This window comes from Asanoa sp. NPDC049573, assembly GCF_040676615.1.
Classification (GTDB): Bacteria; Actinomycetota; Actinomycetes; order Mycobacteriales; family Micromonosporaceae; genus Asanoa.
On the sequence record NZ_JBFAPI010000003.1, the window covers coordinates 224115 to 248445 of the forward strand.

The 24331-nt window shown below is 68.1% G+C and carries 25 protein-coding genes and 1 pseudogene; 23 read left to right on the forward strand and 3 right to left on the reverse strand.

What is annotated here, in order from left to right; genetic code table 11:
- Positions 1-299: 299 nt before the first annotated feature.
- Positions 300-686: a GntR family transcriptional regulator gene (locus tag AB0J74_RS07980; RefSeq protein ID WP_363445878.1), complete on the reverse strand. Its 387-nt coding sequence runs from the start codon at positions 684-686 to the stop codon at positions 300-302.
- Complete coding sequence (locus AB0J74_RS07985; RefSeq protein WP_363445880.1) at positions 683-1456, reverse strand: hypothetical protein; 774 nt, start codon at positions 1454-1456, stop codon at positions 683-685. Before AB0J74_RS07985 ends, AB0J74_RS07980 begins: the two co-directional genes overlap by 4 nt.
- Positions 1457-1576: 120 nt before the next feature.
- Between AB0J74_RS07985 and AB0J74_RS07990 the strand changes: the two genes are divergently transcribed.
- The 6 genes from AB0J74_RS07990 to AB0J74_RS08015 all read left to right on the forward strand — a co-directional run bounded on the left by AB0J74_RS07990 (position 1577) and on the right by AB0J74_RS08015 (position 12052).
- Positions 1577-2305, forward strand: a complete 729-nt coding sequence (locus AB0J74_RS07990) for an ABC transporter ATP-binding protein (RefSeq protein WP_363445882.1) — start codon at positions 1577-1579, stop codon at positions 2303-2305.
- Position 2306: 1 nt separating this feature from the next.
- Positions 2307-2975 carry a hypothetical protein gene (locus AB0J74_RS07995; RefSeq protein ID WP_363445883.1) on the forward strand — a complete coding sequence of 223 codons (669 nt, stop codon included), beginning with the start codon at positions 2307-2309 and terminating at the stop codon, positions 2973-2975.
- Positions 2976-3211: 236 nt separating this feature from the next.
- The gene (gene rplJ, locus AB0J74_RS08000) at positions 3212-3766 is read left to right on the forward strand and encodes a 50S ribosomal protein L10 (RefSeq protein ID WP_363445885.1); all 555 of its coding nucleotides are present in this window, start codon (positions 3212-3214) and stop codon (positions 3764-3766) included.
- 42 nt (positions 3767-3808) lie between these two features.
- Positions 3809-4192 carry a 50S ribosomal protein L7/L12 gene (rplL, locus tag AB0J74_RS08005; RefSeq protein ID WP_363445887.1) on the forward strand — a complete coding sequence of 128 codons (384 nt, stop codon included), beginning with the start codon at positions 3809-3811 and terminating at the stop codon, positions 4190-4192.
- A gap of 460 nt (positions 4193-4652) precedes the next feature.
- The gene (locus tag AB0J74_RS08010) at positions 4653-8084 is read left to right on the forward strand and encodes a DNA-directed RNA polymerase subunit beta (RefSeq protein ID WP_363445888.1); all 3432 of its coding nucleotides are present in this window, start codon (positions 4653-4655) and stop codon (positions 8082-8084) included.
- 77 nt (positions 8085-8161) lie between these two features.
- On the forward strand, positions 8162-12052 hold the full coding sequence (locus tag AB0J74_RS08015; protein WP_363445890.1) for a DNA-directed RNA polymerase subunit beta': 3891 nt from the start codon (positions 8162-8164) through the stop codon (positions 12050-12052).
- A gap of 128 nt (positions 12053-12180) precedes the next feature.
- Here AB0J74_RS08015 and AB0J74_RS08020 read toward each other — a convergent pair whose 3' ends face one another.
- Positions 12181-12870 (reverse strand): aminoglycoside 3'-phosphotransferase, encoded by a 690-nt coding sequence (locus tag AB0J74_RS08020; protein ID WP_363445892.1) that lies wholly within the window; start codon positions 12868-12870, stop codon positions 12181-12183.
- A 46-nt stretch (positions 12871-12916) separates the two neighbouring features.
- On the opposite strand from AB0J74_RS08020, the gene AB0J74_RS08025 reads away from it, so the two are divergent.
- From AB0J74_RS08025 to rpsQ, 17 genes and pseudogenes are all read left to right on the forward strand, one after another.
- Complete coding sequence (locus AB0J74_RS08025; protein WP_363445894.1) at positions 12917-13255, forward strand: hypothetical protein; 339 nt, start codon at positions 12917-12919, stop codon at positions 13253-13255.
- Positions 13256-13385: 130 nt separating this feature from the next.
- Positions 13386-13763: a hypothetical protein gene (locus AB0J74_RS08030; protein ID WP_363445896.1), complete on the forward strand. Its 378-nt coding sequence runs from the start codon at positions 13386-13388 to the stop codon at positions 13761-13763.
- A 384-nt stretch (positions 13764-14147) separates the two neighbouring features.
- The gene (gene rpsL, locus AB0J74_RS08035; protein ID WP_007465318.1) at positions 14148-14522 is read left to right on the forward strand and encodes a 30S ribosomal protein S12; all 375 of its coding nucleotides are present in this window, start codon (positions 14148-14150) and stop codon (positions 14520-14522) included.
- 1 nt (position 14523) lies between these two features.
- The gene (gene rpsG / locus AB0J74_RS08040) at positions 14524-14997 is read left to right on the forward strand and encodes a 30S ribosomal protein S7 (protein WP_363445899.1); all 474 of its coding nucleotides are present in this window, start codon (positions 14524-14526) and stop codon (positions 14995-14997) included.
- 33 nt (positions 14998-15030) lie between these two features.
- Positions 15031-17127, forward strand: a complete 2097-nt coding sequence (gene fusA / locus AB0J74_RS08045; RefSeq protein ID WP_363445900.1) for an elongation factor G — start codon at positions 15031-15033, stop codon at positions 17125-17127.
- A gap of 113 nt (positions 17128-17240) precedes the next feature.
- Positions 17241-18434, forward strand: a complete 1194-nt coding sequence (gene tuf, locus AB0J74_RS08050) for an elongation factor Tu (protein WP_363445902.1) — start codon at positions 17241-17243, stop codon at positions 18432-18434.
- A gap of 306 nt (positions 18435-18740) precedes the next feature.
- Positions 18741-19049: a 30S ribosomal protein S10 gene (gene rpsJ, locus AB0J74_RS08055; protein WP_007073037.1), complete on the forward strand. Its 309-nt coding sequence runs from the start codon at positions 18741-18743 to the stop codon at positions 19047-19049.
- Between the two features lie 13 nt (positions 19050-19062).
- On the forward strand, positions 19063-19725 hold the full coding sequence (gene rplC, locus AB0J74_RS08060) for a 50S ribosomal protein L3 (RefSeq protein ID WP_363445904.1): 663 nt from the start codon (positions 19063-19065) through the stop codon (positions 19723-19725).
- The gene (rplD, locus tag AB0J74_RS08065) at positions 19722-20369 is read left to right on the forward strand and encodes a 50S ribosomal protein L4 (protein ID WP_363445906.1); all 648 of its coding nucleotides are present in this window, start codon (positions 19722-19724) and stop codon (positions 20367-20369) included. The genes rplC and rplD overlap by 4 nt, the downstream gene beginning before the upstream one ends.
- On the forward strand, positions 20369-20671 hold the full coding sequence (gene rplW / locus AB0J74_RS08070; protein WP_116067072.1) for a 50S ribosomal protein L23: 303 nt from the start codon (positions 20369-20371) through the stop codon (positions 20669-20671). Before rplD ends, rplW begins: the two co-directional genes overlap by 1 nt.
- Before the next feature lie 15 nt (positions 20672-20686).
- Positions 20687-21526, forward strand: coding sequence for a 50S ribosomal protein L2 (gene rplB / locus AB0J74_RS08075; RefSeq protein WP_116067071.1), 840 nt, complete (start codon positions 20687-20689; stop codon positions 21524-21526).
- Between the two features lie 6 nt (positions 21527-21532).
- The gene (gene rpsS / locus AB0J74_RS08080; RefSeq protein WP_046567212.1) at positions 21533-21814 is read left to right on the forward strand and encodes a 30S ribosomal protein S19; all 282 of its coding nucleotides are present in this window, start codon (positions 21533-21535) and stop codon (positions 21812-21814) included.
- 35 nt (positions 21815-21849) lie between these two features.
- Positions 21850-22302, forward strand: a pseudogene (rplV, locus tag AB0J74_RS08085) (50S ribosomal protein L22); the annotation flags it as partial.
- Positions 22303-22427: 125 nt separating this feature from the next.
- Positions 22428-23333: a 30S ribosomal protein S3 gene (gene rpsC / locus AB0J74_RS08090; protein WP_363445909.1), complete on the forward strand. Its 906-nt coding sequence runs from the start codon at positions 22428-22430 to the stop codon at positions 23331-23333.
- Between the two features lie 5 nt (positions 23334-23338).
- Complete coding sequence (rplP, locus tag AB0J74_RS08095; protein ID WP_363445911.1) at positions 23339-23764, forward strand: 50S ribosomal protein L16; 426 nt, start codon at positions 23339-23341, stop codon at positions 23762-23764.
- Positions 23764-23997, forward strand: coding sequence for a 50S ribosomal protein L29 (gene rpmC, locus AB0J74_RS08100; RefSeq protein WP_089244875.1), 234 nt, complete (start codon positions 23764-23766; stop codon positions 23995-23997). The genes rplP and rpmC overlap by 1 nt, the downstream gene beginning before the upstream one ends.
- Complete coding sequence (gene rpsQ / locus AB0J74_RS08105) at positions 23997-24275, forward strand: 30S ribosomal protein S17 (RefSeq protein ID WP_363445912.1); 279 nt, start codon at positions 23997-23999, stop codon at positions 24273-24275. Before rpmC ends, rpsQ begins: the two co-directional genes overlap by 1 nt.
- Positions 24276-24331 lie beyond the last annotated feature (56 nt).

Here is a 24331-nt window from a genome sequence, read left to right on the forward strand (position 1 = left end):
GTAGGCGGCGGGGACGCGGGTTGCTGGTGGCGGAGGCGCGGGGCGCGGGTTGCTGGCGGCAGAGACGCTGGCGTCCTTGCTCCCAGCGGCGCACAGCTACACCATCGTCGGGCGACCCTCGCTTTCGCCGCGGAAGCCAACGACGCGCTGGGCGGCCCTCGCTCCAGTCCGTCGTGGGCACGACCGCTCTCGCCGTGACGCCAGGCCCGCGTTGGCCATCCGCCAAGCCGCACCGGACCTGACGCTCCAGCGAATCACGACCCTCCCGCCCTGACCGCGTCCGGCGTCGCCGCGGGGGATCAGTCGGGTCTGGTTGGGGCGGCGAATGCGGCTTTCAGCGCGGCGGTGGCCTCCGCTTCGGTTACGCCCAGGCGGCGCATGGTGCGGGCGAACTCGGCCGCGTGCTGGTGGACTATCGCGTCTCGGGTGCCGCCGGGCTGAGGGGCTACGCGGGTGCCGCCGCCGCGGCGGGTGGTCAGGTGTGCCGTCGCCTCTAGTTCCTGGTAGGCCCTGGCCACCGTGCCTGTTGCCAGGCCCAGGTCGGCGGCCAGTTGGCGGACCGGGGGGAGCCGGGTGCCCTCCGGCAACTCACCGGTGCCGATCAGGTCGGCTATCTGGTCTCGGATCTGCACGTAGGGCGGAACCGGTTGGCTCGGGTCGATGGTGATCAGCGGCGGTGTGCTCATCGGACGGTCGCGAGTGTCGGGTGTGTATCGGTCTTGACCGCGCCCGGGTAGACGATCCGCACCGCGTAGGCGGCCGTCGCGGCGACCGCGATGAACGTCAGGGTCAGGAGCCAGGGGCGGGCCTCGGGCATGGCCGGCTCGACGCAGACCCCGGACTGCCCGAGGATCGAGTAGGTGAAGTAGGCCGCGCCGGCCAACGGGGCCGCCACCACCAGGCCCAGCGCCGCGACGATCGCGCGCGCCGTGCCTCGCCGGTAGGGCTCGTCGCGGCGCGTCTCGATCGGGCGCGTGACAACCCGGCGGAGCGCCACCAGCGCGGCCGCCGCCGCCACCGCGATCGTCAGTGCGAGCGGGATGGCGTAGTACCAGCCGGGCCACGGGCCGGATTGCGGCGTGCCACCGGTGAGGCAGCCGATGTGTTGGCCGTCGTTGGCATAGGGCGCGTTCGCGCTGGCGGACGTGTGCGGCGTCGACGCCGCGCTGGTCGCCACCAGCAGGGCGCCGAGCGTGGCGGCCAAAAGGACCACGCCCCCGGTCGAGGCCAGCGGCGCGTAGTCCAGCAGTCGCCGGCGGGCCAGGCGGGCGGTGCGGATGCCGTCGCCGGGCGGGCGGGGCACGGTGCGGTCGGCCGCCAGCAGGCCGGCCGCGACGAACGCCGCCAGCGCGGGCACCGCGAAGGCCGCACGGATGCCGGGCTCGCGGCCCAGTGTCAACAGGAACGCGGCCACCAGGCCGCCGGCCACGCCGGCCAGGCGCAGAAAGATTGCCATCGACCCCTCCGAAAGTTGTGTCAGGTGATTGTGACAAGTCATCCGGGTTTGCATCAACCCCTTGATACAAGTTCTCGCCCGGGGTTTCGCTTCTCAGGTTCACGTGGGAGAGTCACCCGCGTGCGTCTGGATGGCGTTTCCTACCGCTATGGGCGGGCTGGCCGGTGGGTCCTGCATGACGTCTCCGTTGACCTGCCGCCCGGCGCCACCGTGGTGGTGCTCGGGCGCAACGGAGCCGGCAAGTCGACCCTGCTCCAACTCGCCGCCGGGGTGTTGAAGCCCAGTCAGGGCGCCGTGCGAGACCGGCCGATGCCCGTCGGATGGGTTCCCGAACGGTTTCCGGCCGACCAGCCGTTCACCGTCGACGGCTACCTGTCGGCGATGGCCCGCGTGCACGGCGTCGCAAAACCGGGCGCGGCCGCATGGGTCGAGCGGCTCGGGCTCAGCCCGTACCGTGGCACCCGGTTGGGTGAATTGTCCAAAGGCACCGCGCAGAAGGTCGGGCTCGCCCAGGCGCTGGCGCCGGATCCGCGGCTGCTGGTGCTCGACGAGCCCTGGGAAGGGCTCGACGCCGCCGCCCGCGAGATGGTGCCCGAGATCGTGGCGGAGATCGTCGCGCGGGGCGGGACCGTTCTGGTCAGCGACCACCGCGGCGAGACCGGTCGGCTGCCGGGAGCGGTCACCTGGACCGTCGCCGAGGGCACCGTTCGGCCCGGCGAACCGACCGGCGCGGAAGACAGCGCCATCATCGAGATCGCCGTGCCCGCCGCGGACGCAGCCCGAACGGCGGCGGAACTTCGCCAGGCCGGCCACGACGTGGTCGGCGTGCGCGGGAAGGCGACGGTCTGACGTGGGCGCGCTGGTCCTGATGCGGATCACCGCGTTCCTGCGCAGCGGCCGGGTGCTGCCCGGCCTGCTCGGCACCCTGGTGGTGGTCGGCATCATCTACGGCGGCGGCAGGTCGGAGGCCGCGGAGGCCTACGGCTTCTCCGCCGTCGCGCTCTTTCCGGTGATCGCCTGGCAGGCCAGACTGCTCCTCGACACCGAGCCCGATGTGCAGCGCCGGCTGGCGGTGACCGCCGTGGGGCTGCGCCGGGAGGTGATCGCCGGGCTGCTCGCCGCCGGCGCCGTCGGCCTCGCCACCGTGATCTTCGCGATGGGGCTGCCGTGGATCATGGGTGGGATCGAAGGACCGGTCGGCATCGGGCTCACGCTCGGCGCCTGGGCGCACGCCGCGAGCCTGGTCGCGGCCGTCGGCCTGGGCGCGCTGGCCAGCCGGCCGGTGACAAGATCGACGTTGTACGGCATAGCCGTGCTGGTCACCGGCTCGGTGCTGGCGATCGTCCTGGGCCTGAACGGCTCGGTCGTGCCCTGGCTCGCCCCGCCGCTGATGGGTGCCGCCCGCCGCCTCGCCGACCAGCCGGGCAGCGCCTCGATCGCCGCGCTCACCGTCCAGGGAACGCTCTGGGCGGCCGTCGTGGTCGCGATCTACGCGCGCCTGCGGCGTACCCGAAGCTGATCTTGGGTTTGGTGTTGAGTATTCGGGTCGGCTAAGGTAACTGCGAAGTTCCACCAGAGACCGCTGGTCATCGCACCGAAAGGGTGCGATCGAAGGCCCCGCATCGCGGGCGGCCCGCGCAGGCTGGACGGTTCGTGGGTCAGCGGCCCCAAAGTCGCCTCCCGCCCCGTGCGCCCTGCGCCGGGGCGTTTTTCGTTGCCGGAGCCAACCAGCTTCGAGCATTTGGAAGGAGGGACATGGCGGACAAGCCGGTTCGGGCCGACAAGGCCACCGCCGTCGCCGAGCTCACCGACAAGTTCCGTAGCTCGGGCGCCACCGTGCTGACCGAGTACCGCGGTCTGACGGTTTCGCAGCTGACCCAGCTGCGGCGCTCACTCGGCAAAGACGTCACCTACTCGGTCGCCAAGAACACGTTGGCCAAGCGGGCGGCGTCGGAGGCGGGCATCGACGGCCTCGAGGCGTTGTTCACCGGTCCTACCGCGCTCACCTTCGTCTCCGGCGATGTCGTGGAAGCGGCGAAGGGTCTGCGCGAGTTCGCGAAGGCCAACCCGCTTCTGATCATCAAGGGCGGCGTTTTCGAGGGCAAGGCGATCACGGCGGCTGAAGTCAACCGCCTCGCCGACCTCGAGTCCCGCGAGGTGCTGCTGGCCAAGCTGGCCGGCGGCATGAAGGCCAACCTGGCCAAGGCCGCGGCCCTGTTCCAGGCGCCGCTGTCGAAGACCGTCCGCACGGTCGCCGCTCTGCAGGACAAGCGCGAGCAGGAAGGCGCACCGGCCGCCGACGCGGCCTGAGCGCATCACCGACCCACGATCTATCAGAAGAGGTAAGGAAACATGGCGAAGCTCAGCACCGACGAGCTGCTCGACGCGTTCAAGGAGATGACGCTGATCGAGCTCTCCGAGTTCGTGAAGCAGTTCGAGGACACCTTCGACGTCAAGGCCGCCGCCCCCGTCGCGGTCGCGGCTGCCGGCCCGGCCGGCGCCCCCGCCGAAGAGGCCGTGGAGCAGGACGAGTTCGACGTCGTGCTCGACGCCGACGGTGGCAAGAAGATCCAGGTCATCAAGGTCGTGCGCGAGCTGACCGGGCTGGGCCTCAAGGAGGCCAAGGACCTGGTCGAGGCCGCGCCGAAGGCCGTCCTGGAGAAGGTCAACAAGGAGACCGCGGAGAAGGCCAAGGCCAAGCTCGAGGCCGAGGGCGCCAAGGTCACCATGAAGTAGGTTCCACCCACGTACGGCGGGCGGTGGTCCAGGACCCGGAGGCTTCCGGTCGTGGGCCGCCGCCCGTCGGCGTACGCTGGAATCGGATCAAGTTCAAAGACCTGGTCCGACCCGCGTCAGAACCCTTGACGCGGAGTGTGCTTACAGGCACGCTGCTATCAGCAAGACCTTCCGCGCTTGCAACAGCCACCGGTTGGGTATGGGACACCAGACCCTACCGAGGTGCAGAAGACGCGTTCTGAGCGGCCAGGGAGGCGCGATAAGCGCCCCGAAGACACGCTCCGCGGCCTGCTGCGCTGTGGGCTGGACAGCGGTTAGCCGTTCGGCTACACTGCTAGTTTGCCGTGTCTTCCGTCTTTGACCCTGTCCGTAATGTCCAGCTGGACATTTGCGGGGAGGGCCCGTCGGACTGCACGAACAACGGCCGTTTTAGCAACACCGGTCCTCGGAAGGACGCATCTTGGCAGCTTCCCGCCCTGCGAAGACCAGTCGCACGTCGAGCGCTTTCGCTCCCCGCCGAATTTCATTCGGCCGGATCACCGAACACCTCGAGGTCCCCAACCTCCTCGCCATCCAGACCGAGTCTTTTGACTGGCTGGTCGGCAACGAGGCTTGGCAGGGCCGGTCGGCTGATGATCCGCACGCCCGCTCGGGTCTTGCAGAGATTCTCGATGAGATCAGTCCAATTGAGGACTTCTCTGGCACCATGTCCCTTTCCTTCTCCGCACCACGCTTCGACGAGGTCAAGGCCTCGATCGAGGAGTGCAAGGAGAAGGACCTGACCTACTGCGCCCCGCTCTTCGTGACCGCGGAGTTCACCAACAACACGACTGGCGAGATCAAGAGCCAGACCGTGTTCATGGGTGACTTCCCGATGATGACGCCCAAGGGCACTTTCATCATCAACGGCACCGAGCGCGTCGTGGTCAGCCAGCTCGTCCGGTCTCCGGGCGTCTACTTCGACAAGCAGCCGGACAAGACCTCCGACCGCGACCTCTCCAGCGTCAAGGTGATCCCGAGCCGGGGTGCCTGGCTGGAGTTCGACATCGACAAGCGCGACACGGTCGGTGTCCGCATCGACCGCAAGCGTCGCCAGGCGGTCACCGTCCTGCTCAAGGCGATCGGTTGGAGCGCGGAGCAGATCCGCGAGCGCTTCGGCTGGTCCGAGCTGATGATGACCACGCTCGAAAAGGACCACATCGCCGGTCAGGACGAGGCGCTGCTCGACATCTACCGCAAGCTCCGCCCTGGCGAGCCGCCGACGCGGGAGAACGCGCAGACCCTGCTCGACAACCTCTTCTTCAACCCGAAGCGGTACGACGTCGCCAAGGTCGGTCGATACAAGTTCAACAAGAAGCTCGAGGTCGACGTCCCGATCAACAAGGGGACGCTGACCGAGGACGACATCGTCGCCACCGTGGAATACCTCTGCCGGCTGCACGCCGGTGAGGAAGGCTACGAGGCCGACGACATCGACCACTTCGGCAACCGGCGTCTGCGGACGGTTGGCGAGCTGATCCAGAACCAGGTTCGGGTCGGCCTGTCCCGCATGGAGCGCGTCGTCCGCGAGCGGATGACCACCCAGGACGTCGAGGCGATCACGCCGCAGACCCTGATCAACATCCGCCCCGTGGTGGCTGCGATCAAGGAGTTCTTCGGCACCTCGCAGCTCTCGCAGTTCATGGACCAGACCAACCCGCTGGCGGGTCTTACCCACCGGCGCCGGCTGAGCGCGCTCGGCCCGGGCGGTCTGTCCCGTGAGCGGGCGGGCTTCGAGGTTCGCGACGTGCACCCGTCCCACTACGGCCGGATGTGCCCGATCGAGACGCCCGAAGGCCCCAACATCGGCCTGATCGGTGCGCTCGCGACGTTCGGGCGGGTCAACCCGTTCGGCTTCATCGAGACGCCCTACCGCAAGGTCGAAAACGGTGTGGTCACCGACCAGATCTCCTATCTGACGGCTGACGAGGAAGACCGCTACGTCAAGGCGCAGGCCAACGCTGTGCTCAACAGCGACGGCACCTTCGCCGACGACCGCGTCCTGGTCCGCCGGAAGGGCGGTGAGGTCGACTTCGTCACCGGCACCGCCGTCGACTACATGGACGTCTCGCCGCGGCAGATGGTCTCGGTCGCGACCGCGATGATCCCGTTCCTCGAGCACGACGACGCCAACCGCGCGCTCATGGGCGCCAACATGCAGCGTCAGGCCGTGCCGCTGGTCAAGGCCGAGTCCCCGTTCGTCGGCACCGGCATGGAATACCGTGCCGCGGTCGACGCCGGCGACGTGGTCGTGGCCGAGGTCGGTGGCGTGGTCGAAGACCTGTGCGCCGACTACGTGACGGTGCACCAGGACGACGGTCACCGTCGCACCTACCTGCTGCACAAGTTCCGTCGGTCCAACTCCGGCTCGTGCGTCAACCAGAAGCCGGTGGTGTTCGAAGGCGACCGGGTCGAGGCCGGCCAGGTCATCGCCGACGGTCCGTGCACCGACGAGGGCGAGATGGCGCTCGGGCGAAACCTGCTCGTGGCGTTCATGCCCTGGGAGGGTCACAACTACGAAGACGCGATCATCCTGTCCCAGAAGCTGGTTCAGCAGGACACCCTCACCTCGATCCACATCGAGGAGCACGAGGTTGACGCCCGCGACACCAAGCTGGGGCCGGAGGAGATCACCCGCGACATCCCGAACGTCAGCGAGGAAATGCTCGCCGACCTCGACGAGCGGGGAATCATCCGGATCGGCGCCGAAGTGGTCACCGGTGACATCCTGGTCGGCAAGGTCACGCCCAAGGGCGAGACCGAGCTGACCCCGGAGGAGCGACTGCTCCGCGCGATCTTCGGTGAGAAGGCGCGTGAGGTCCGGGACACCTCGCTGAAGGTGCCGCACGGCGAGACCGGCACGGTCATCGGCGTCCGCACGTTCTCCCGCGAAGACGGCGACGAGCTGCCTCCGGGTGTCAACGAGCTGGTCCGCGTCTACGTGGCACAGAAGCGCAAGATCCAGGACGGCGACAAGCTCGCCGGCCGCCACGGCAACAAGGGCGTCATCTCGAAGATCCTGCCGGTCGAGGACATGCCGTTCCTGGAGGACGGCACCCCGGTCGACATCGTGCTCAACCCGCTCGGCGTGCCGAGCCGGATGAACATCGGGCAGGTCCTGGAGACCCACCTCGGGTGGGTGGCCAAGACCGGCTGGAAGATCGACGGTGACGACGCCAAGTGGAAGACCGCGCTCAAGTCCATCGGTGCCGGCGAGTCTGTGTCGGACACCAATGTGGCGACGCCGGTCTTCGACGGCGCCAAAGAGGAAGAGATCACCGGCCTGCTCAGCAGCACCCTGCCCAACCGCGACGGGGTGCAGCTGGTCGGCGGTTCGGGCAAGGCGCAGCTGTTCGACGGTCGTTCCGGAGAGCCGCTGCCCGACCCGATCGCGGTCGGCTACATCTACATCCTCAAGCTGAACCACCTGGTCGACGACAAGATCCACGCTCGGTCGACCGGCCCCTACTCGATGATCACGCAGCAGCCGCTGGGTGGTAAGGCGCAGTTCGGTGGCCAGCGGTTCGGTGAAATGGAGTGCTGGGCGATGCAGGCCTACGGTGCGGCTTACGCGCTGCAGGAGCTGCTCACGATCAAGTCCGACGACGTCCTGGGCCGGGTCAAGGTCTACGAGGCGATCGTCAAGGGCGAGAACATCCCAGAACCGGGCATCCCGGAGTCGTTCAAGGTGCTGCTCAAGGAGCTGCAGTCGCTGTGCCTCAACGTAGAGGTGCTCTCCAGCGACGGCGTTGCCCTCGAGATGCGCGAGACCGACGACGAGGTGTTCCGCGCCGCGGAGGAACTCGGCATCGACCTGTCTCGGCGAGAGCCGAGCAGCGTCGAGGAAGTGTGAGTCGGAGCCGGGGCCGACAGGCCCCGGCTCCCCCCGCCCGGTAGATAAAGTGCAACGACAGACTCGAGGGACATAAATTGCTCGACGTCAACTTCTTCGACGAGCTGCGCATTGGCCTGGCGACGGCTGACGACATCCGTCAGTGGTCGCACGGTGAGGTCAAGAAGCCCGAGACGATCAACTACCGCACCCTGAAGCCGGAAAAGGACGGGCTCTTCTGCGAGAAGATCTTCGGTCCTCAGCGTGACTGGGAGTGCTACTGCGGTAAGTACAAGCGTGTCCGCTTCAAGGGCATCATCTGCGAGCGCTGCGGTGTCGAAGTAACCCGGTCCAAGGTCCGGCGTGAGCGGATGGGTCACATCGAGCTGGCCGCGTCCGTGACGCACATCTGGTACTTCAAGGGCGTGCCGAGCCGCCTCGGCTACCTGCTCGACCTCGCCCCGAAGGACCTCGAGAAGATCATCTACTTCGCGTCCTACGTTGTCACCAGCGTGGACGCCGAGGCTCGCCACCGCGACCTGTCGACGATCGAGAACGAGATCCTGGCCGAGAAGCGGCAGAGCGAGAACAGCCGCGACTCCGCGGTCGAGGGTCGCGCCGCCAAGCTCGAGGCCGACCTCGCCGAGCTCGAGGCCGAGGGCGCCAAGGCCGACGTGCGCCGCAAGGTCAAAGAGGGCGGCGAGCGCGAGATGCGCCAGATCCGCGACCGGGCGCAGCGCGAGATCGACCGTCTCGACGAGGTGCTCGACACCTTCCGCAAGCTCGACGCCAAGCAGTTGGTCACCGACGAGCTGCTCTACCGCGAGCTGCGCGACCGCTTCGGTGAGTACTTCACCGGTGGCATGGGTGCCGAGGCGATCAAGTCGCTGCTGGAGAACATGGACCTCGACGCCGAGGCCAACCTGCTCCGCGAGATCATCCGGTCCGGCAAGGGCCAGCGGAAGATCCGTGCGCTCAAGCGGCTCAAGGTCGTCGCGGCGTTCCTCAACACCCGCAACTCGCCGCTGGGCATGGTGCTCGACTGCGTTCCGGTGATCCCGCCGGACCTGCGGCCGATGGTCCAGCTCGACGGTGGCCGGTTCGCGACGAGCGACCTCAACGACCTCTACCGTCGTGTGATCAACCGGAACAACCGGCTCAAGCGGCTGATCGACCTGGGCGCGCCCGAGATCATCGTCAACAACGAGAAGCGGATGCTGCAGGAGGCCGTCGACGCGCTGTTCGACAACGGCCGCCGCGGCCGGCCGGTCACCGGCCCGGGTAACCGCCCGCTCAAGTCGCTGTCCGACATGCTCAAGGGCAAGCAGGGCCGGTTCCGCCAGAACCTGCTCGGCAAGCGCGTCGACTACTCCGGCCGTTCGGTCATCGTCGTCGGCCCGCAGCTCAAGCTCCACCAGTGCGGCCTGCCCAAGCAGATGGCACTCGAGCTGTTCAAGCCGTTCGTGATGAAGCGGCTGGTCGACCTCAACCACGCACAGAACATCAAGTCCGCCAAGCGGATGGTCGAGCGTCAGCGCCCGGTCGTGTGGGACGTGCTGGAAGAGGTCATCGGCGAGCACCCGGTGCTGCTCAACCGGGCGCCGACGCTGCACCGCCTGGGCATCCAGGCCTTCGAGCCGCAGCTGGTCGAGGGCAAGGCGATCCAGATCCACCCGCTCGTCTGCACCGCGTTCAACGCGGACTTCGACGGTGACCAGATGGCGGTGCACGTGCCGCTGTCGGCCGAGGCCCAGGCCGAGGCGCGGATCCTGATGCTCTCGTCCAACAACATCCTCAAGCCGGCCGACGGCAAGCCGGTCACCATGCCTACCCAGGACATGGTCATCGGCCTCTACCACCTCACCCACCTCTCGCCCGAGGAGAAGGGTGCGGGTCGGGCGTTCAGCTCCGACGCCGAGGCGCGGATGGCGTTCGACAACGGCGAGCTGCACCTGCAGGCCCCGATCAAGGTCCGTCTCCCCAACGTGGTCGGTGTCGACAACGGCGCCGGCCAGCCCAAGTGGGAGGCGCCCGAGGAGTGGGTGCAGGGTCAGCAGCTCACGGTCGACACCACCCTGGGCCGGATCCTGTTCAACGAGACGCTGCCCCCGGGCTACCGCTTCGTGAACTACGAGATCCGGCGGGGCCAGCTCTCGGCGATCGTCAACGACCTCGCCGAGCGGTTCCCGAAGGTGGCGCTGGCCGCGACCCTCGACGGGCTCAAGGAGGCCGGTTTCCACTGGGCCACCTGGTCCGGCGTGACGATCGGCATGGAAGACGTCATCCAGCCGCCGCGCAAGTGGGAGATCCTCGAGCGCTACGAGCGCGAGGCGGAGCGGATCGACAAGCAGTACCAGCGTGGTCTGATGACCGCTGAGGAACGTCGCGGCGAGCTCATCGAGATCTGGACCAAGGCGACCAACGAGGTCGCCAAGGAGATGGAAGTCGCGCTGCCGCAGGAAAACCCGTTGTGGAAGATGATCAACTCGGGTGCTCGCGGTAACCTGCTCCAGCTCCGCCAGATCGCCGCGATCCGCGGCCTGGTGGCCAACCCGAAGGGCGAGATCATCCCGCGGCCGATCAAGGCCTCTTACCGGGAGGGTCTGTCCGTGCTGGAGTACTTCATCTCCACGCACGGTGCCCGCAAGGGTCTGGCCGACACCGCTCTGCGTACCGCTGACTCGGGCTATCTGACCCGTCGTCTGGTCGACGTCTCCCAGGACGTCATCATCCGCGAGGAAGACTGCGGCACCGACCGGGCGATCACCATGCAGGTGGGCACCAACGGCGCCGACGGCAAGCTGATGGTCCACGAGCACGCCGAGACCGGTGTGCACGCCCGGACGCTGGCCGACGACATCAAGGGTGCCGACGGTTCGCTCGTCGTCGAGCGGGGCGCCGACCTCAACTCGATCCTGGTCGACAAGCTCGTGGCCGCCGGTGTCGACACCGTGCGGGTGCGCAGCGTGCTGACCTGCGAGTCGAAGCTGGGCGTCTGCGCGGCCTGCTACGGCCGTTCGCTGCCGACCGGCAAGACCGTCGACGTCGGCGAGGCGGTCGGCATCATCGCCGCCCAGTCGATCGGTGAGCCGGGTACGCAGCTGACGATGCGTACCTTCCACACCGGTGGTGTCGCGGGTGAGGACATCACCCAGGGTCTGCCCCGTGTCCAGGAGATCTTCGAGGCCCGTGTCCCCAAGGGCAAGGCGCCGATCGCGGAGTCTCCGGGTCGCATCCGGATCGAAGACGGCGAGCGTTCGCGGAAGATCATCATCGTGCCGGACGACGGCAGCGACGAGATCGTCCACGACAAGGTGTCGCGCCGGGTCAAGCTCCGGGCGGGCGACGGCGACCACGTCGAGGTCGGCGAGAAGCTCACCGAGGGCACCATCGACCCGCACGAGCTGCTGCGCATCCTCGGTCCGCGCGCGGTCCAGGTCCACCTGACCCACGAGGTCCAGGAGGTCTACCGCTCGCAGGGCGTGCTCATCCACGACAAGCACATCGAGATCATCATCCGCCAGATGCTCAAGCGGGTGACGGTCATCGACTCCGGCTCGACCGAGTTCCTGCCGGGTGTGCTGGTCGACCGGGCGCTGTTCGAGTCGGAGAACCGCCGGCTCGTCGGCGAGGGCGGCGAGCCCGCCGCCGGTCGTCCGGTGCTGATGGGCATTACCAAGGCCTCGCTGGCCACGGATTCCTGGCTGTCGGCGGCCTCCTTCCAGGAGACCACCCGGGTGCTGACGGACGCGGCGATCCACGCCCGCAGCGACTCGCTGATCGGCCTGAAGGAAAACGTCATCATCGGCAAGCTCATCCCGGCGGGTACCGGCATCAGCAAGTACCGCAACGTCCGGGTCGAGCCGACCGAGGAGGCGAAGGCCAAGGTCTACTCGATGACCGGCTACCCCGAGACCGACTACGGTTTCGGCCCGGCCGGCGGGCAGGCAGTTCCGCTCGACGACTTCGACTTCGGTTCCTACCGCTAGTCGCTGTTCGGCTAAAGGCGCTCTCCCCGGAAGGGGAGGGCGCCTTTAGCTTTCCTGTCCCGGGTCCGCGGTGGTCCGGACCGTCGCTCCCGCCGGACTTGATCTCCGTCGTTGGTCGCGGCCAGAACTTAGAAGAACTCGTCCAGGAGCCGGTAGAAGGCGATCTTCGCCGGGTCGGGCCGGGACAGACCGTAGGCGGCCAGCACGTCGGCGGAGCCGACGCTCCTCGTCGCGATGGCCAGGTCGTTGTGGCGGTCGGCGACGCCGAGGCGGGCGACGTCGAGCACCCCGGTCGGGGAGCCGTCGTCGGTGAAGAGGACGTTGGACCGGGTCGGGTCGCCGTGACCGACGACCAGGTCTTCATCGGCTGGACGGGTCTCGTGCAGCTGCCGCAGGAGGCGGTCCGCGGACCATCCGGTGTGGGCCGGGTCGAGGTTGGTCAGGTCGACCTGGCCGGTGTGGGCGTGGTGTTCGGCGGCCGCGATCGTCTGGGTCAGGGTGTGGTCGAAGGGGCAGCCCTCGATCGGGAGCGCGTGCAGCGCGCGGAGCAGCTGGCCAAGGCCCGCGGCCAGTTTCGGGCGCATCGCCGCCGGCCAGCCGGGGTCGTCGCCGGCGCGGCCGGGAAGCGCCGTGGTGATCAGGCGGCCGGGCGTGTGGTCGGCGACCGCGGGGCAGGGGAAGCCCTGGCCGGCCAGCCAGGTGAGGCGGGCGGCCTCGGCCGCGATGTCCGCCGGCGGACCGTCCTTTCGATACACGCCGTCGCCGCGCCAGACCAGGGCGCCGGACCTGCCCTTCGACACGGGGAACCAGTCGGTCACCCGATCATGATGCTGGTGGGCGTCCGGTGCGGATAGGGTCGGGTTCGTGCAACCGACGCAGGAGACGCGGCATCCGCTCGATCCGGATCCGGTCCGGTCGACCAAGGCCCCGGCGGTCTTCGGGCTCGGCCTGGCCGGCGCCGTGGCCGGGCTGTTCGTCGGTGGGATCGTGCCCGCGACGATCGCGCTGCTGCTGGCCCGGCAGGCCCGGCGGGAGGCCTACGCTTCCGGGGGCTACCTGACCGGCCGCGACTGGATCCGCCGCGGCGAGCGGCTGGCCTGGATCGGCATCATGCTCTGCCTGGTCACCGTCGTCATCGCGATCGTGATCGGCATTCTCGACTGGACCGGCGGCGTCCAGGATTACGCGCCCGGGGTCGACTGATCCGTCGGCATGGCATGCTCGTTGCGTGACGCAGCAGGGCGGACCGTCGTACCCGGTGAATCAACCGCGACCAGTCTCGGTCCCGCCGCCCCCGACGGACGCGCAGCAACGCACCCGGCGGGTCGATTCGGTGCCCGGCACCGTCTTCGGCGTCGTGCATCTCGAGGTGCCGCCGGCGACCTCCGGGCTGGCCATCGGGGCCCTGGTCGCGGGCATCGCCGCGATCGGCGTGGCGTTCGTGGTGCTCTGCTTCGGGCTGGTCGGCTCCGACGACGGTTGGGGCGCCTGGGCCGCGGGTGCGTTCACGGTGCTGGCGGTGGCCGCGGGAGCCGCGGGTGTGGCCCTCGGCGTGCTGGCCCGGCGGCAGATCCGGGCGGTCGGCCCGGCCTCCTCGATGCGGTTCCAGGGTCAGGGGCTGGCCTCGGCCGGGCTGATCTGTGGGATCGCGGCCTTGGTCATCGCCGTGGTCTCCTTCGGCGCCGCGGTCGCCCTGCAGGTGGCCGCGTAACCGGGCACGGCGCCTGGTTCGGCAGTTCCCTGGGGTAGTCGCTACAATTGACGAAGGTAGGGACTGATCGCGGGCGTCGTCAGGGGTTTTGACCTGCGCGCTGACGATCGGTACTCTTTCCTTTCGTGCCCGGGCTCGCCCGGGCAATCCGTGCGTGCGCGCACCGTTCTGGCCAGGCAGCGACAAGCCGCCGAGTGCGTGAGCACGACAATGGCAGAAAACCCGGGCTCGCGTTAGCGCGCACGGGGACCGTGGAGAGGCCGACACGCCCGACCGCGGGTACCGGGAGCACCTGGCCCGGGGGAGTGTAAGAGAACCGCCCAGCCGGGCGGTTAAGGCGACGGCGCGGCCGCTTGGAAGCGGTCGAAGGGAGCGGAAAACCCGGTGCCCACCATTCAGCAGCTGGTCCGCAAGGGCCGGCAGGCGAAGACCACCAAAACCAAGACACCCGCGCTCAAGGGCAGCCCTCAGCGGCGGGGTGTGTGCACGCGCGTTTACACCACCACCCCGAAGAAGCCCAACTCGGCGCTGCGCAAGGTCGCCCGCGTCAAGCTGAGCAGCCAGATCGAGGTGACCGCCTACATTCCCGGCGTCGGCCACAACCTGCAGGAGCACTCGATCGTGCTCGTGCGTGGCGGCCGCGTGAAGGACCTTCCCGGCGTTCGTTACAAGATCGTGCGTGGCTCGCTCGACACCCAGGGTGTCCGCAACCGCAAGCAGGCCCGCAGCCGTTACGGCGCCAAGAAGGAGAAGAGCTGACATGCCGCGTAAGGGCCCCGCTCCGCGCCGTCCGCTGGTCGCGGACCCGGTTTACAACTCCCCGCTGGTGACCCAGCTGGTCAACAAGATCCTGATGCGCGGCAAGCGTCAGCTCGCCGAGCGCATCGTGTACGGCGCGCTCGAAGGCGCTCGCGAGAAGAGCGGCGGGACCGATCCCGTCGTCATCCTCAAGCGCGCGATGGACAACGTGAAGCCGGCCATCGAGGTGAAGAGCCGCCGCGTCGGTGGCGCCACCTACCAGGTGCCGATCGAGGTGCGCGCACCCCGCCAGACCACCCTCGGTCTGCGCTGGCTGGTGCAGTACTCGAAGGCCCGCCGGGAAAAGACCATGATCGAGCGGCTGATGAACGAGCTGCTCGACGCCAGCAACGGCCTCGGTGCCGCGGTGAAGCGGCGCGAGGACACGCACAAGATGGCGGAGTCCAACAAGGCCTTCGCCCACTACCGGTGGTAACCACCGGCCGAACGACGACGAAGAGGGATTGAAGTGGCCGCCGCAGACGCGCTCGCCAAGGTACGCAACATCGGCATCATGGCGCACATCGACGCTGGTAAGACCACGACCACCGAGCGGATCCTGTTCTACACCGGCATCACCTACAAGATCGGTGAAGTCCACGAAGGCGCTGCCGTCATGGACTGGATGGAGCAGGAGCAGGAGCGGGGCATCACGATCACTTCCGCCGCGACCAAGTGCGAGTGGAAGGATCACACGATCCAGATCATCGACACGCCCGGCCACGTCGACTTCACGGTCGAGGTCGAGCGGTCGCTGCGTGTTCTGGACGGCGCGGTGGCGGTCTACGACGGTGTCGCCGGCGTGGAGCCGCAGACCGAGAACGTCTGGCGCCAGGCCGACAAATACAACGTCCCGCGGATGTGCTTCGTCAACAAGCTCGACCGGACCGGTGCCGACTTCTTCCGCTGCGTGCAGATGATGATCGACCGGCTCCACGCGACCCCGCTGGTGCTGCAGATCCCGATCGGCAACGAGGCTGACTTCATCGGCGTCGTCGACCTGATCGGGATGCGCGCGCTGACCTGGCGCGGCGAGACCCAGAAGGGTGAGGACTACGCGGTCGAGGAGATCCCGGCCGACCTCGCCGACCAGGCCGCCGAGTGGCGCGAGAAGCTCATCGAGACCCTCGCCGACGTCGACGACGTGATCACCGAGAAATACCTTGAGGGTGAGGAACTCACCGTCGAGGATCTCAAGGCCGGCATCCGCCGCGCCACGATCGCCGGCAAGGCCAACCCGGTCCTGACCGGGTCGGCCTTCAAGAACAAGGGCGTCCAGCCGATGCTGGACGCGGTCGTCGACTTCCTGCCCTCGCCGCTGGACGTTCCGGCGATCGAGGGTGTGGCCACCGACGGTGAGACCCCGCTGCTGCGCAAGCCGTCGAACTCGGAGCCCTTCTCGGGTCTCGCGTTCAAGATCCAGACGGACAAGCACCTGGGCAAGCTCACCTACGTCCGGGTCTACTCCGGCACGATCGACTCGGGTTCTCCGGTCATAAACTCGACCAAGGACCGCAAGGAGCGCATCGGCAAGATCTACCAGATGCACGCCAACAAGCGTGAGGAGCGGGGCACCGCTCAAGCTGGTGACATCATCGCCGTGCAGGGCCTCAAGCAGACCACCACCGGTGACACGCTGTGTGACCCGGCCAACCCGGTCATCCTCGAGTCGATGACGTTCCCGGAGCCGGTCATCTCGGTGGCGATCGAGCCGAAGACCAAGTCCGACCAGGAGAAGCTGGGCACCGCGATCCAGCGCCTCGCCGAGGAAGACCCGACCTTCCGGGTCCGCAACGACGAGGAGACCGGCCAGACGGTCATCTCCGGGATGGGCGAGCTCCACCTCGACATCCTGGTCGACCGGATGCGGCGTGAGTTCAACGTCGAGGCCAACGTCGGCAAGCCGCAGGTGGCCTACCGCGAGACGATCCGCCGCAAGGTGGACAAGGTCGAATACACCCACAAGAAGCAGACGGGTGGCTCCGGCCAGTACGCGCGGGTCATCGTCAGCCTCGAGCCGTTGCCGCTCGACAACGACGCACCGACCTACGAGTTCGCCAACGCCGTCAGCGGCGGCCGCATCCCGAAGGAGTTCATCCCTTCCGTGGACGCGGGCGCGCAGGACGCCATGCAATACGGCATCCTCGCCGGCTACCCGTTGGTGGGCCTCAAGCTGACCCTGCTCGACGGTCAGTACCACGAGGTCGACTCGTCGGAAATGGCGTTCAAGATCGCCGGTTCGATGGTGCTGAAGGAGGCGGCCCGCAAGGCCGACCCGGCACTGCTCGAGCCGATGATGTCGGTCGAGGTCACGACGCCCGAGGAAAACATGGGCGACGTGATCGGCGACCTCAACTCGCGGCGCGGCATCATCCAGGCGATGGAGGAGCGCAGCGGCGCTCGCGTCGTCCGGGCCCTGGTGCCGCTGTCGGAGATGTTCGGCTACGTCGGTGACCTGCGGTCGAAGACCCAGGGCCGGGCTAGCTACAGCATGCAGTTCGACTCCTACGCCGAGGTTCCCGCGAACGTCGCGAAGGAGATCATCGCCAAGGCAACTGGCGAATAGCTGTGTGAGGGTGCTGGGGCTTCATCGTCCCAGCACCCACCAAGTGGACAGTGTCGTCGGTGCCATAGGGTGCCGAGGGCGTACGGAACAAGAAGTCCTTGAGGAGGACACCAGTGGCGAAGGCGAAGTTCGAGCGGACTAAGCCGCACGTCAACATCGGCACCATTGGTCATATCGACCACGGGAAGACGACGCTGACCGCGGCCATCACCAAGGTCCTGCACGACAAGTACCCGGACGTGAACCCCTACACGCCGTTCGACGAGATCGACAAGGCGCCGGAGGAGAAGGCCCGCGGCATCACGATCTCGATCGCGCACGTCGAGTACCAGACCGAGGCGCGGCACTACGCACACGTCGACTGCCCCGGTCACGCCGACTACATCAAGAACATGATCACCGGTGCCGCGCAGATGGACGGCGCGATCCTGGTGGTCGCGGCGACCGACGGCCCGATGCCGCAGACCCGCGAGCACGTGCTGCTGGCTCGCCAGGTCGGCGTTCCCTACATCGTCGTGGCGCTCAACAAGAGCGACATGGTCGACGACGAGGAGCTGCTCGAGCTCGTCGAGCTCGAGGTCCGCGAGCTGCTGTCGGCGCAGGAGTACCCGGGCGACGACCTGCCGGTCGTACGCGTCTCGGCGCTCAAGGCCCTCGAGGGTGACCCCGAGTGGACCGACAAGCTCATGGAGCTGATGAACGCGGTCGACACCGCGATCCCGCAGCCCGAGCGGGAGACCGAGAAGCCGTTCCTCATGCCCATCGAGGACGTCTTCACGATCACCGGTCGTGGCACCGTGGTGACCGGTCGCGCCGAGCGCGGCGTCCTCAAGCCCAACGAGGAGGTGGAGATCGTCGGCATCAAGGAGAAGTCGATGAAGACGGTCTGCACCGGCATCGAGATGTTCCGCAAGCTGCTCGACGAGGCCCGTGCGGGTGAGAACGTCGGTCTGCTGCTGCGCGGCATCAAGCGCGAAGACGTCGAGCGCGGCATGGTGGTCGTCAAGCCAGGCACCTCGACCCCGCACACGGAGTTCGAGGCGACCGTCTACATCCTCTCCAAGGAGGAGGGCGGCCGGCACACCCCGTTCTTCCAGAACTACCGTCCGCAGTTCTACTTCCGGACCACGGACGTCACCGGCGTCGTCACGCTGCCTGAGGGCACCGAGATGGTCATGCCGGGCGACAACACGACGATGACCGTCAAGCTGATCCAGCCCATCGCCATGGACGAGAACCTCAAGTTCGCGATCCGTGAGGGTGGCCGCACGGTCGGCGCCGGTCGCGTCACGAAGATCATCAAGTAAACAGGTAACCCCGATTAGGTCTGCCGGATTCAATACGGCATACTAGTCAGGTTGCGTACGCGACGGGTGGCTGTTGGCCCCTGGGTTGGTCCGCTCCCTGCGTCATTTGGCGCCGGGAGGGGCGACAAATGGCCCAGCAGCCACCCTCGCGCGTGGCACCTCTTACCGAGGTGCCCGACCCCCGAGAGACACCGCCGCTTCGCGGCGGAGCCTGGCCACAGGGCGCGACACGCCCGACCGCGGGGGTCGGAGAAGTGGGGTCAACCCACGGCAAGAGCGGCATCGAGAGAAGGAACAGAAGCCACCATGGCGGGACAGAAGATCCGCATCCGGCTCAAGGCCTACGACCACGAGGTCGTCGACTCGTCGGCGCGCAAGATCGTCGAGACGGTGACCCGCACCGGGGCGCAGGTCGCGGGCCCGGTGCCGCTGCCCACGGAGATCAACCGTTTCTGCGTCATCCGCTCGCCGCACAAATACAAGGACTCGCGCGAGCACTTCGAGATGCGCACGCACAAGCGGCTGATCGACATCATCGACCCGACGCCGAAGACGGTCGACTCGCTGATGCGCCTCGACCTGCCGGCCGGTGTCGACATCGAGATCAAGCTGTAGGGACTGCGAACTCATGGACAGGCAAGTGAAGGGCATCCTGGGCGCCAAGCTCGGCATGACCCAGGTCTGGGACAACAACCGAGTCGTCCCGGTCACCGTGGTCCAGGCCGGCCCCTGCGTCGTGACCCAGGTCCGCACCGGTGACAACGACGGCTACCCGGCCGTCCAGCTGGCCTTTGGCGCGATCGACCCGCGCAAGGTCAACAAGCCGAAGTCCGGCCACTACGCGAAGGCGGGCGTCGCACCGCGACGGCACATCGTCGAGCTGCGTACGACCGACGCCGGCGACTACGAGCTGGGTCAGGAGGTCACCGTCGAGGCGTTCGCGCCCGGCGCGTCGATCGACGTGACCGGCCGCACCAAGGGCAAGGGCTTCGCCGGCGTCATGAAGCGGCACGGCTTCCACGGCCTCAAGTCCAGCCACGGTGTCGAGCGCAAGCACCGCTCGCCCGGTTCCATCGGCGCCTGCGCGACCCCCGGTCGCGTCTTCAAGGGCGTGCGGATGGCCGGTCGCATGGGCGGTCGTCGCTACACCGTGCAGAACCTGACGGTCCAGGCGGTCGACACCGAAAACAACCTGCTGCTCGTCAAGGGCGCCATTCCCGGCCCCAAGGGCGCGCTCATCCTGGTTCGCTCCGCGGCCAAGGTGCTGGTCACGAAGGGTGGTGCGCGATGACCGCAGTCGACGTGATCACCGTCGACGGTGGCAAGAGCGGCTCCGTCGAGCTGCCTGCTGACATCTTCGACGCGCAGGCCAACATCCCGCTGATGCACCAGGTCGTGGTGGCCCAGCTGGCCGCCGCGCGCCAGGGCACGCACAAGGCCAAGACCCGCGGCGAAGTCCGGGGCGGCGGCAAGAAGCCCTACAAGCAGAAGGGCACCGGCCGCGCCCGGCAGGGCTCACTGCGGGCGCCGCAGTTCACCGGCGGTGGCGTTGTCCACGGCCCGGTCCCGCGCGACTACAGCCAGCGGACGCCCAAGAAGATGAAGGCCGCCGCCCTTCGCGGCGCCCTCTCGGACCGGGCCCGCGGCGGTCACGTCCACGTGGTCGAGGCGTTCGTCTCCGGCGAGACGCCCTCCACGAAGGCCGCGCTCGGCACGCTCACCAAGGTGACGCAGGCCAAGCGGGTGCTCGTGGTGCTGACCGCGGCCGACGAGGTCAACTGGCTGTCGCTGCGCAACGAGGAGCGGGTGCACCTGATCGAGGCCGGCCAGCTGAACACCTACGACGTGCTGGTCGCCGACGACGTGGTCTTCACCAAGGACGCCTTGGACGAGTTCCTCGGTGTGCCGGCCGAAGCCGCGCAAGAGGAGAACTGATGCCGACCATCGCGGATCCGCGCGACATCATCGTCGCGCCGATCGTCTCGGAGAAGAGCTACAGCGAGCTGAACCGCAACTGGTACACGTTCCTCGTGGCACCGGATGCGAACAAGACGCAGATCAAGATCGCGATTCAGCAGATCTTCAACGTCCGCGTCCTGACCGTCAACACGCTCAACCGTGAGGGCAAGCGCAAGCGCACCCGCACGGGGTGGGGCAAGCGCAAGGACACCAAGCGCGCGATGGTGAAGCTGGCTGAGGGCGACCGCATCGAGGCCTTCGGCGGCCCGGTCAGCTGAGGGGTGTAGACAACAATGGCTATCCGTAAGTACAAGCCGACAACGCCGGGCCGGCGTGGCTCCAGCGTCGCCGACTTCGCTGAGATCACCCGGTCGACGCCGGAGAAGTCGCTGCTGGCTCCGCTGCCGAAGAAGGGCGGGCGCAACGCCCACGGCCGGATCACCACCCGGCACCAGGGCGGCGGCCACAAGCGGCAGTACCGCATCATCGACTTCAAGCGGGTCGACAAGGACGGCGTGCCGGCCAAGGTCGCGCACATCGAATACGACCCGAACCGCACCGCGCGCATCGCGCTGCTGCACTACGCCGACGGCGAGAAGCGCTACATCATCGCGCCGAAGGACCTGAAGCAGGGCGACGCGGTCGAGTCCGGTCCGGGCGCCGACATCAAGCCCGGCAACAACCTGCCGCTGCGCAACATCCCCGTCGGCACCCAGGTGCACGGCGTGGAGCTGCGCCCGGGCGGCGGTGCCAAGCTGGCCCGCTCGGCCGGTGTCGGCATCCAGCTGCTCGGCCGCGAGGGCCAGTACGCGACGCTCCGGATGCCCTCGGGCGAGATCCGGCGGGTCGACGTGCGGTGCCGCGCGACCGTTGGCGAGATCGGCAACGCCGATCAGTCCAACATCAACTGGGGCAAGGCCGGCCGGATGCGCTGGAAGGGCAAGCGCCCCTCCGTCCGTGGTGTCGCCATGAACCCGATCGACCACCCGCACGGTGGTGGTGAGGGCAAGACGTCCGGCGGTCGCCACCCGGTCAACCCGCAGGGTAAGCCTGAGGGCCGCACCCGCCGCAAGGGCCAGCCGAGCGACCGGCTGATCGTCCGCCGTCGTTACGCCAACCGGAAGCGGGGATAACCCGAGATGCCACGCAGCCTGAAGAAGGGCCCGTTCGTCGACGACCACCTGATCAAGAAGGTGGAGACGCAGAACGACAAGGGTTCGAAGAACGTCATCAAGACGTGGTCGCGCCGTTCCACGATCATCCCGGAGATGCTCGGGCACACGATCGCGGTCCACGACGGTCGCAAGCACGTCCCGGTGTTCGTCACCGAGGCCATGGTCGGGCACAAGCTCGGCGAGTTCGCGTTGACCCGCACGTTCAAGGGTCACGAGAAGGACGACCGGAAGAGCCGCCGCCGCTGACGCGGTGCAGATAGAGGATCAGAGGGGTTACAGCGATGCCAGTCAAGGGCGACGCTCCGGCGCTTCCGGGCGCACGGGCGGTTGCGCGCCACGTGCGCATCTCGCCGAACAAGGCGCGCCGGGTGGTCAACCTCGTCCGCGGTCTGCCCGCGAAGGAGGCGCTCACGGTGCTCCAGTTCGCGCCGCAGTCGGCGAGCGAGCAGGTCTACAAGGTGCTCGCCAGCGCGATCGCCAACGCGGAGAACAACGAGCGGCTGGACCCCGACGCGTTGCTCGTCAGCGAGGCGTTCGTCGACGAGGGTCCGACCATGAAGCGGTTCCGGCCGCGCGCACAGGGTCGGGCCTACCGGATCCGCAAGCGGACCTGCCACATCACCGTGGCGGTCGAGGCGGTGGCTCCGGCCCAGCGTTCGACGCGCAAGGCGGCGGCGCCGGCCAAGAAGGCCGCGCCGGCGACCGAGGCGACGGAGGCTCCGGCCACCGAGGCGACCGCCGAATCGGCGCCCGCGAAGAAGGCGCCTGCCAAGAAGGCCGCCAAGAAGGCGACCAAGGCGACCGAAGCAAAGGCGACGGAGACCAAGGCGGACGAGACCGCTGAGGAAGGGACCGAGTAATGGGTCAGAAGGTTCACCCGCACGGGTTCCGGCTCGGCATCTCGACCGACTGGAAGTCCCGCTGGTTCGCGGACAAGCTCTACAAGGACTACATCGGCGAGGACGTCAAGATCCGCCGGATGATGTCCAAGGGCCTCGAGCGTGCCGGCATCTCCAAGGTCGACATCGAGCGCACCCGCGACCGGGTCCGGGTCGACATCCACACCGCCCGGCCGGGCATCGTCATCGGCCGCAAGGGTGCGGAGGCCGACCGGATCCGCGGCGAGCTCGAGAAGCTCACCGGCAAGCAGGTCCAGCTCAACATCCTCGAGGTGAAGAACCCCGAGTCCGACGCACAGCTCGTCGCGCAGGGCGTGGCCGAGCAGCTGTCGAGCCGGGTCAGCTTCCGCCGGGCGATGCGCAAGGCCATGCAGTCGGCGATGAAGAACCCGATCGTCAAGGGCATCCGGGTGCAGGTCTCCGGCCGCCTGGGCGGCGCCGAGATGAGCCGCACCGAGTTCTACCGCGAGGGTCGCGTCCCGCTGCACACGCTGCGCGCCAACATCGAGTACGGCTTCTTCGAGGCCCGCACGACGTTCGGCCGCATCGGCGTGAAGGTCTGGATCTACAAGGGCGACGCCGTTCCGGGTCGCGAGGCTCCGGCCGACGCCGGCGCGCCGCGTCCGCGTCGCGAGCGGGGCGACCGTCCCGAGCGTCCGCGTCGTGGCCGTTCCGGTTCGTCCGGCACGACCGCGGGCGGCACCGAGGCGGGCCGCGCGGCCCAGGCCGAGCTCGCCGGCGGTCCGCCGCCGGCCGCGCCCGCCGAGACCCCGACCGAGACCGCTGCTCCTTCGGCGCCCGCCGCCGAGCAGGCAGCACCGCCGGCGCCCGCCGCCGGCCAAGACAGCTCAGCGCAGGAGGGCTGATCCCGATGCTCATGCCACGTAAGCCCCCGAAGGGCTTCCGCAAGCCGCACCACCCGGACCGCCATGGCGCGTCCAAGGGCGGCAACCGGGTGGTCTTCGGCGAGTTCGGTATCCAGGCGATCGAGTCGGCCTACCTGACCAACCGGCAGATCGAGGCCGCCCGTATCGCGATGACCCGCCACATCAAGCGTGGTGGCAAGGTCTGGATCACGGTCTTCCCGGACCAGGCCCTGACCAAGAAGCCCGCCGAAACCCGGATGGGTTCCGGCAAGGGCTCGCCCGAGTGGTGGGTGGCCAACGTCAAGCCGGGCCGCGTCCTGTTCGAGATGTCGTTCCCCAACGAGCAGATTGCGCGAGAGGCGATGCGTCGTGCGATCCACAAGCTTCCGATGAAGTGCCGCATCGTGACACGCGAAGTGGGTGAATCCTGATGGCAGCGGGCACCAAGGCCTCCGAGCTGCGAGAGCTCCCCGAAGAGGAGCTGATCTCGCTGCTGCGCGAGGCCAAGGCGGAGCTGTTCAACCTCCGCGTGCAGTCCGCGACGGGCCAGCTCGACAACAACCGTCGGCTGCAGGTCATCCGTAAGGAGATCGCCCGGATCTACACGATCATGCGTGAGCGTGAGCTGGGGCTCTCGGCCGCGCCAACTGAGGTGACTGCGTGATGACTGAGAACACCACCGCCGCTCCCGAGCGGGCCCGCCGCAAGACCCGTGAGGGCCTCGTGGTGAGCGACAAGATGGACAAGACCGTCGTGGTGGAGGTCGAAGACCGGGTCAAGCACCCGCTCTACGGCAAGGTTCTGCGGCGGACGAGCAAGCTCAAGGTCCACGACGAGCAGAACTCGTGTGGCATCGGCGACCGGGTCCTGATCATGGAGACCCGTCCGCTGTCCGCCACCAAGCGCTGGCGCGTCGTGGAGATCCTCGAGCGCGCGAAGTAAGTAAGCCGACCGGTTCTTCCAAGCTCCGGCAGCGCCGGAGGACTGGCAGACAGAGG

Coding starts and splice junctions, on each gene's coding strand:
- rpmC (WP_089244875.1), top strand. CDS start 23,764: ATGGCAGCGGGCACCAAGGCCTCCGAGCTGCGAGAGCTCCCCGAAGAG.
- rplL (WP_363445887.1), top strand. CDS start 3,809: ATGGCGAAGCTCAGCACCGACGAGCTGCTCGACGCGTTCAAGGAGATG.
- rpsQ (WP_363445912.1), top strand. CDS start 23,997: ATGACTGAGAACACCACCGCCGCTCCCGAGCGGGCCCGCCGCAAGACC.
- rplW (WP_116067072.1), top strand. CDS start 20,369: ATGCCGACCATCGCGGATCCGCGCGACATCATCGTCGCGCCGATCGTC.
- rpsJ (WP_007073037.1), top strand. CDS start 18,741: ATGGCGGGACAGAAGATCCGCATCCGGCTCAAGGCCTACGACCACGAG.
- rpsG (WP_363445899.1), top strand. CDS start 14,524: ATGCCGCGTAAGGGCCCCGCTCCGCGCCGTCCGCTGGTCGCGGACCCG.
- rpsC (WP_363445909.1), top strand. CDS start 22,428: ATGGGTCAGAAGGTTCACCCGCACGGGTTCCGGCTCGGCATCTCGACC.
- rplB (WP_116067071.1), top strand. CDS start 20,687: ATGGCTATCCGTAAGTACAAGCCGACAACGCCGGGCCGGCGTGGCTCC.
- rplC (WP_363445904.1), top strand. CDS start 19,063: ATGGACAGGCAAGTGAAGGGCATCCTGGGCGCCAAGCTCGGCATGACC.
- rplD (WP_363445906.1), top strand. CDS start 19,722: ATGACCGCAGTCGACGTGATCACCGTCGACGGTGGCAAGAGCGGCTCC.
- rplJ (WP_363445885.1), top strand. CDS start 3,212: ATGGCGGACAAGCCGGTTCGGGCCGACAAGGCCACCGCCGTCGCCGAG.
- AB0J74_RS07985 (WP_363445880.1), bottom strand. CDS start 1,456: ATGGCAATCTTTCTGCGCCTGGCCGGCGTGGCCGGCGGCCTGGTGGCC.
- rplP (WP_363445911.1), top strand. CDS start 23,339: ATGCTCATGCCACGTAAGCCCCCGAAGGGCTTCCGCAAGCCGCACCAC.
- AB0J74_RS07980 (WP_363445878.1), bottom strand. CDS start 686: ATGAGCACACCGCCGCTGATCACCATCGACCCGAGCCAACCGGTTCCG.
- rpsS (WP_046567212.1), top strand. CDS start 21,533: ATGCCACGCAGCCTGAAGAAGGGCCCGTTCGTCGACGACCACCTGATC.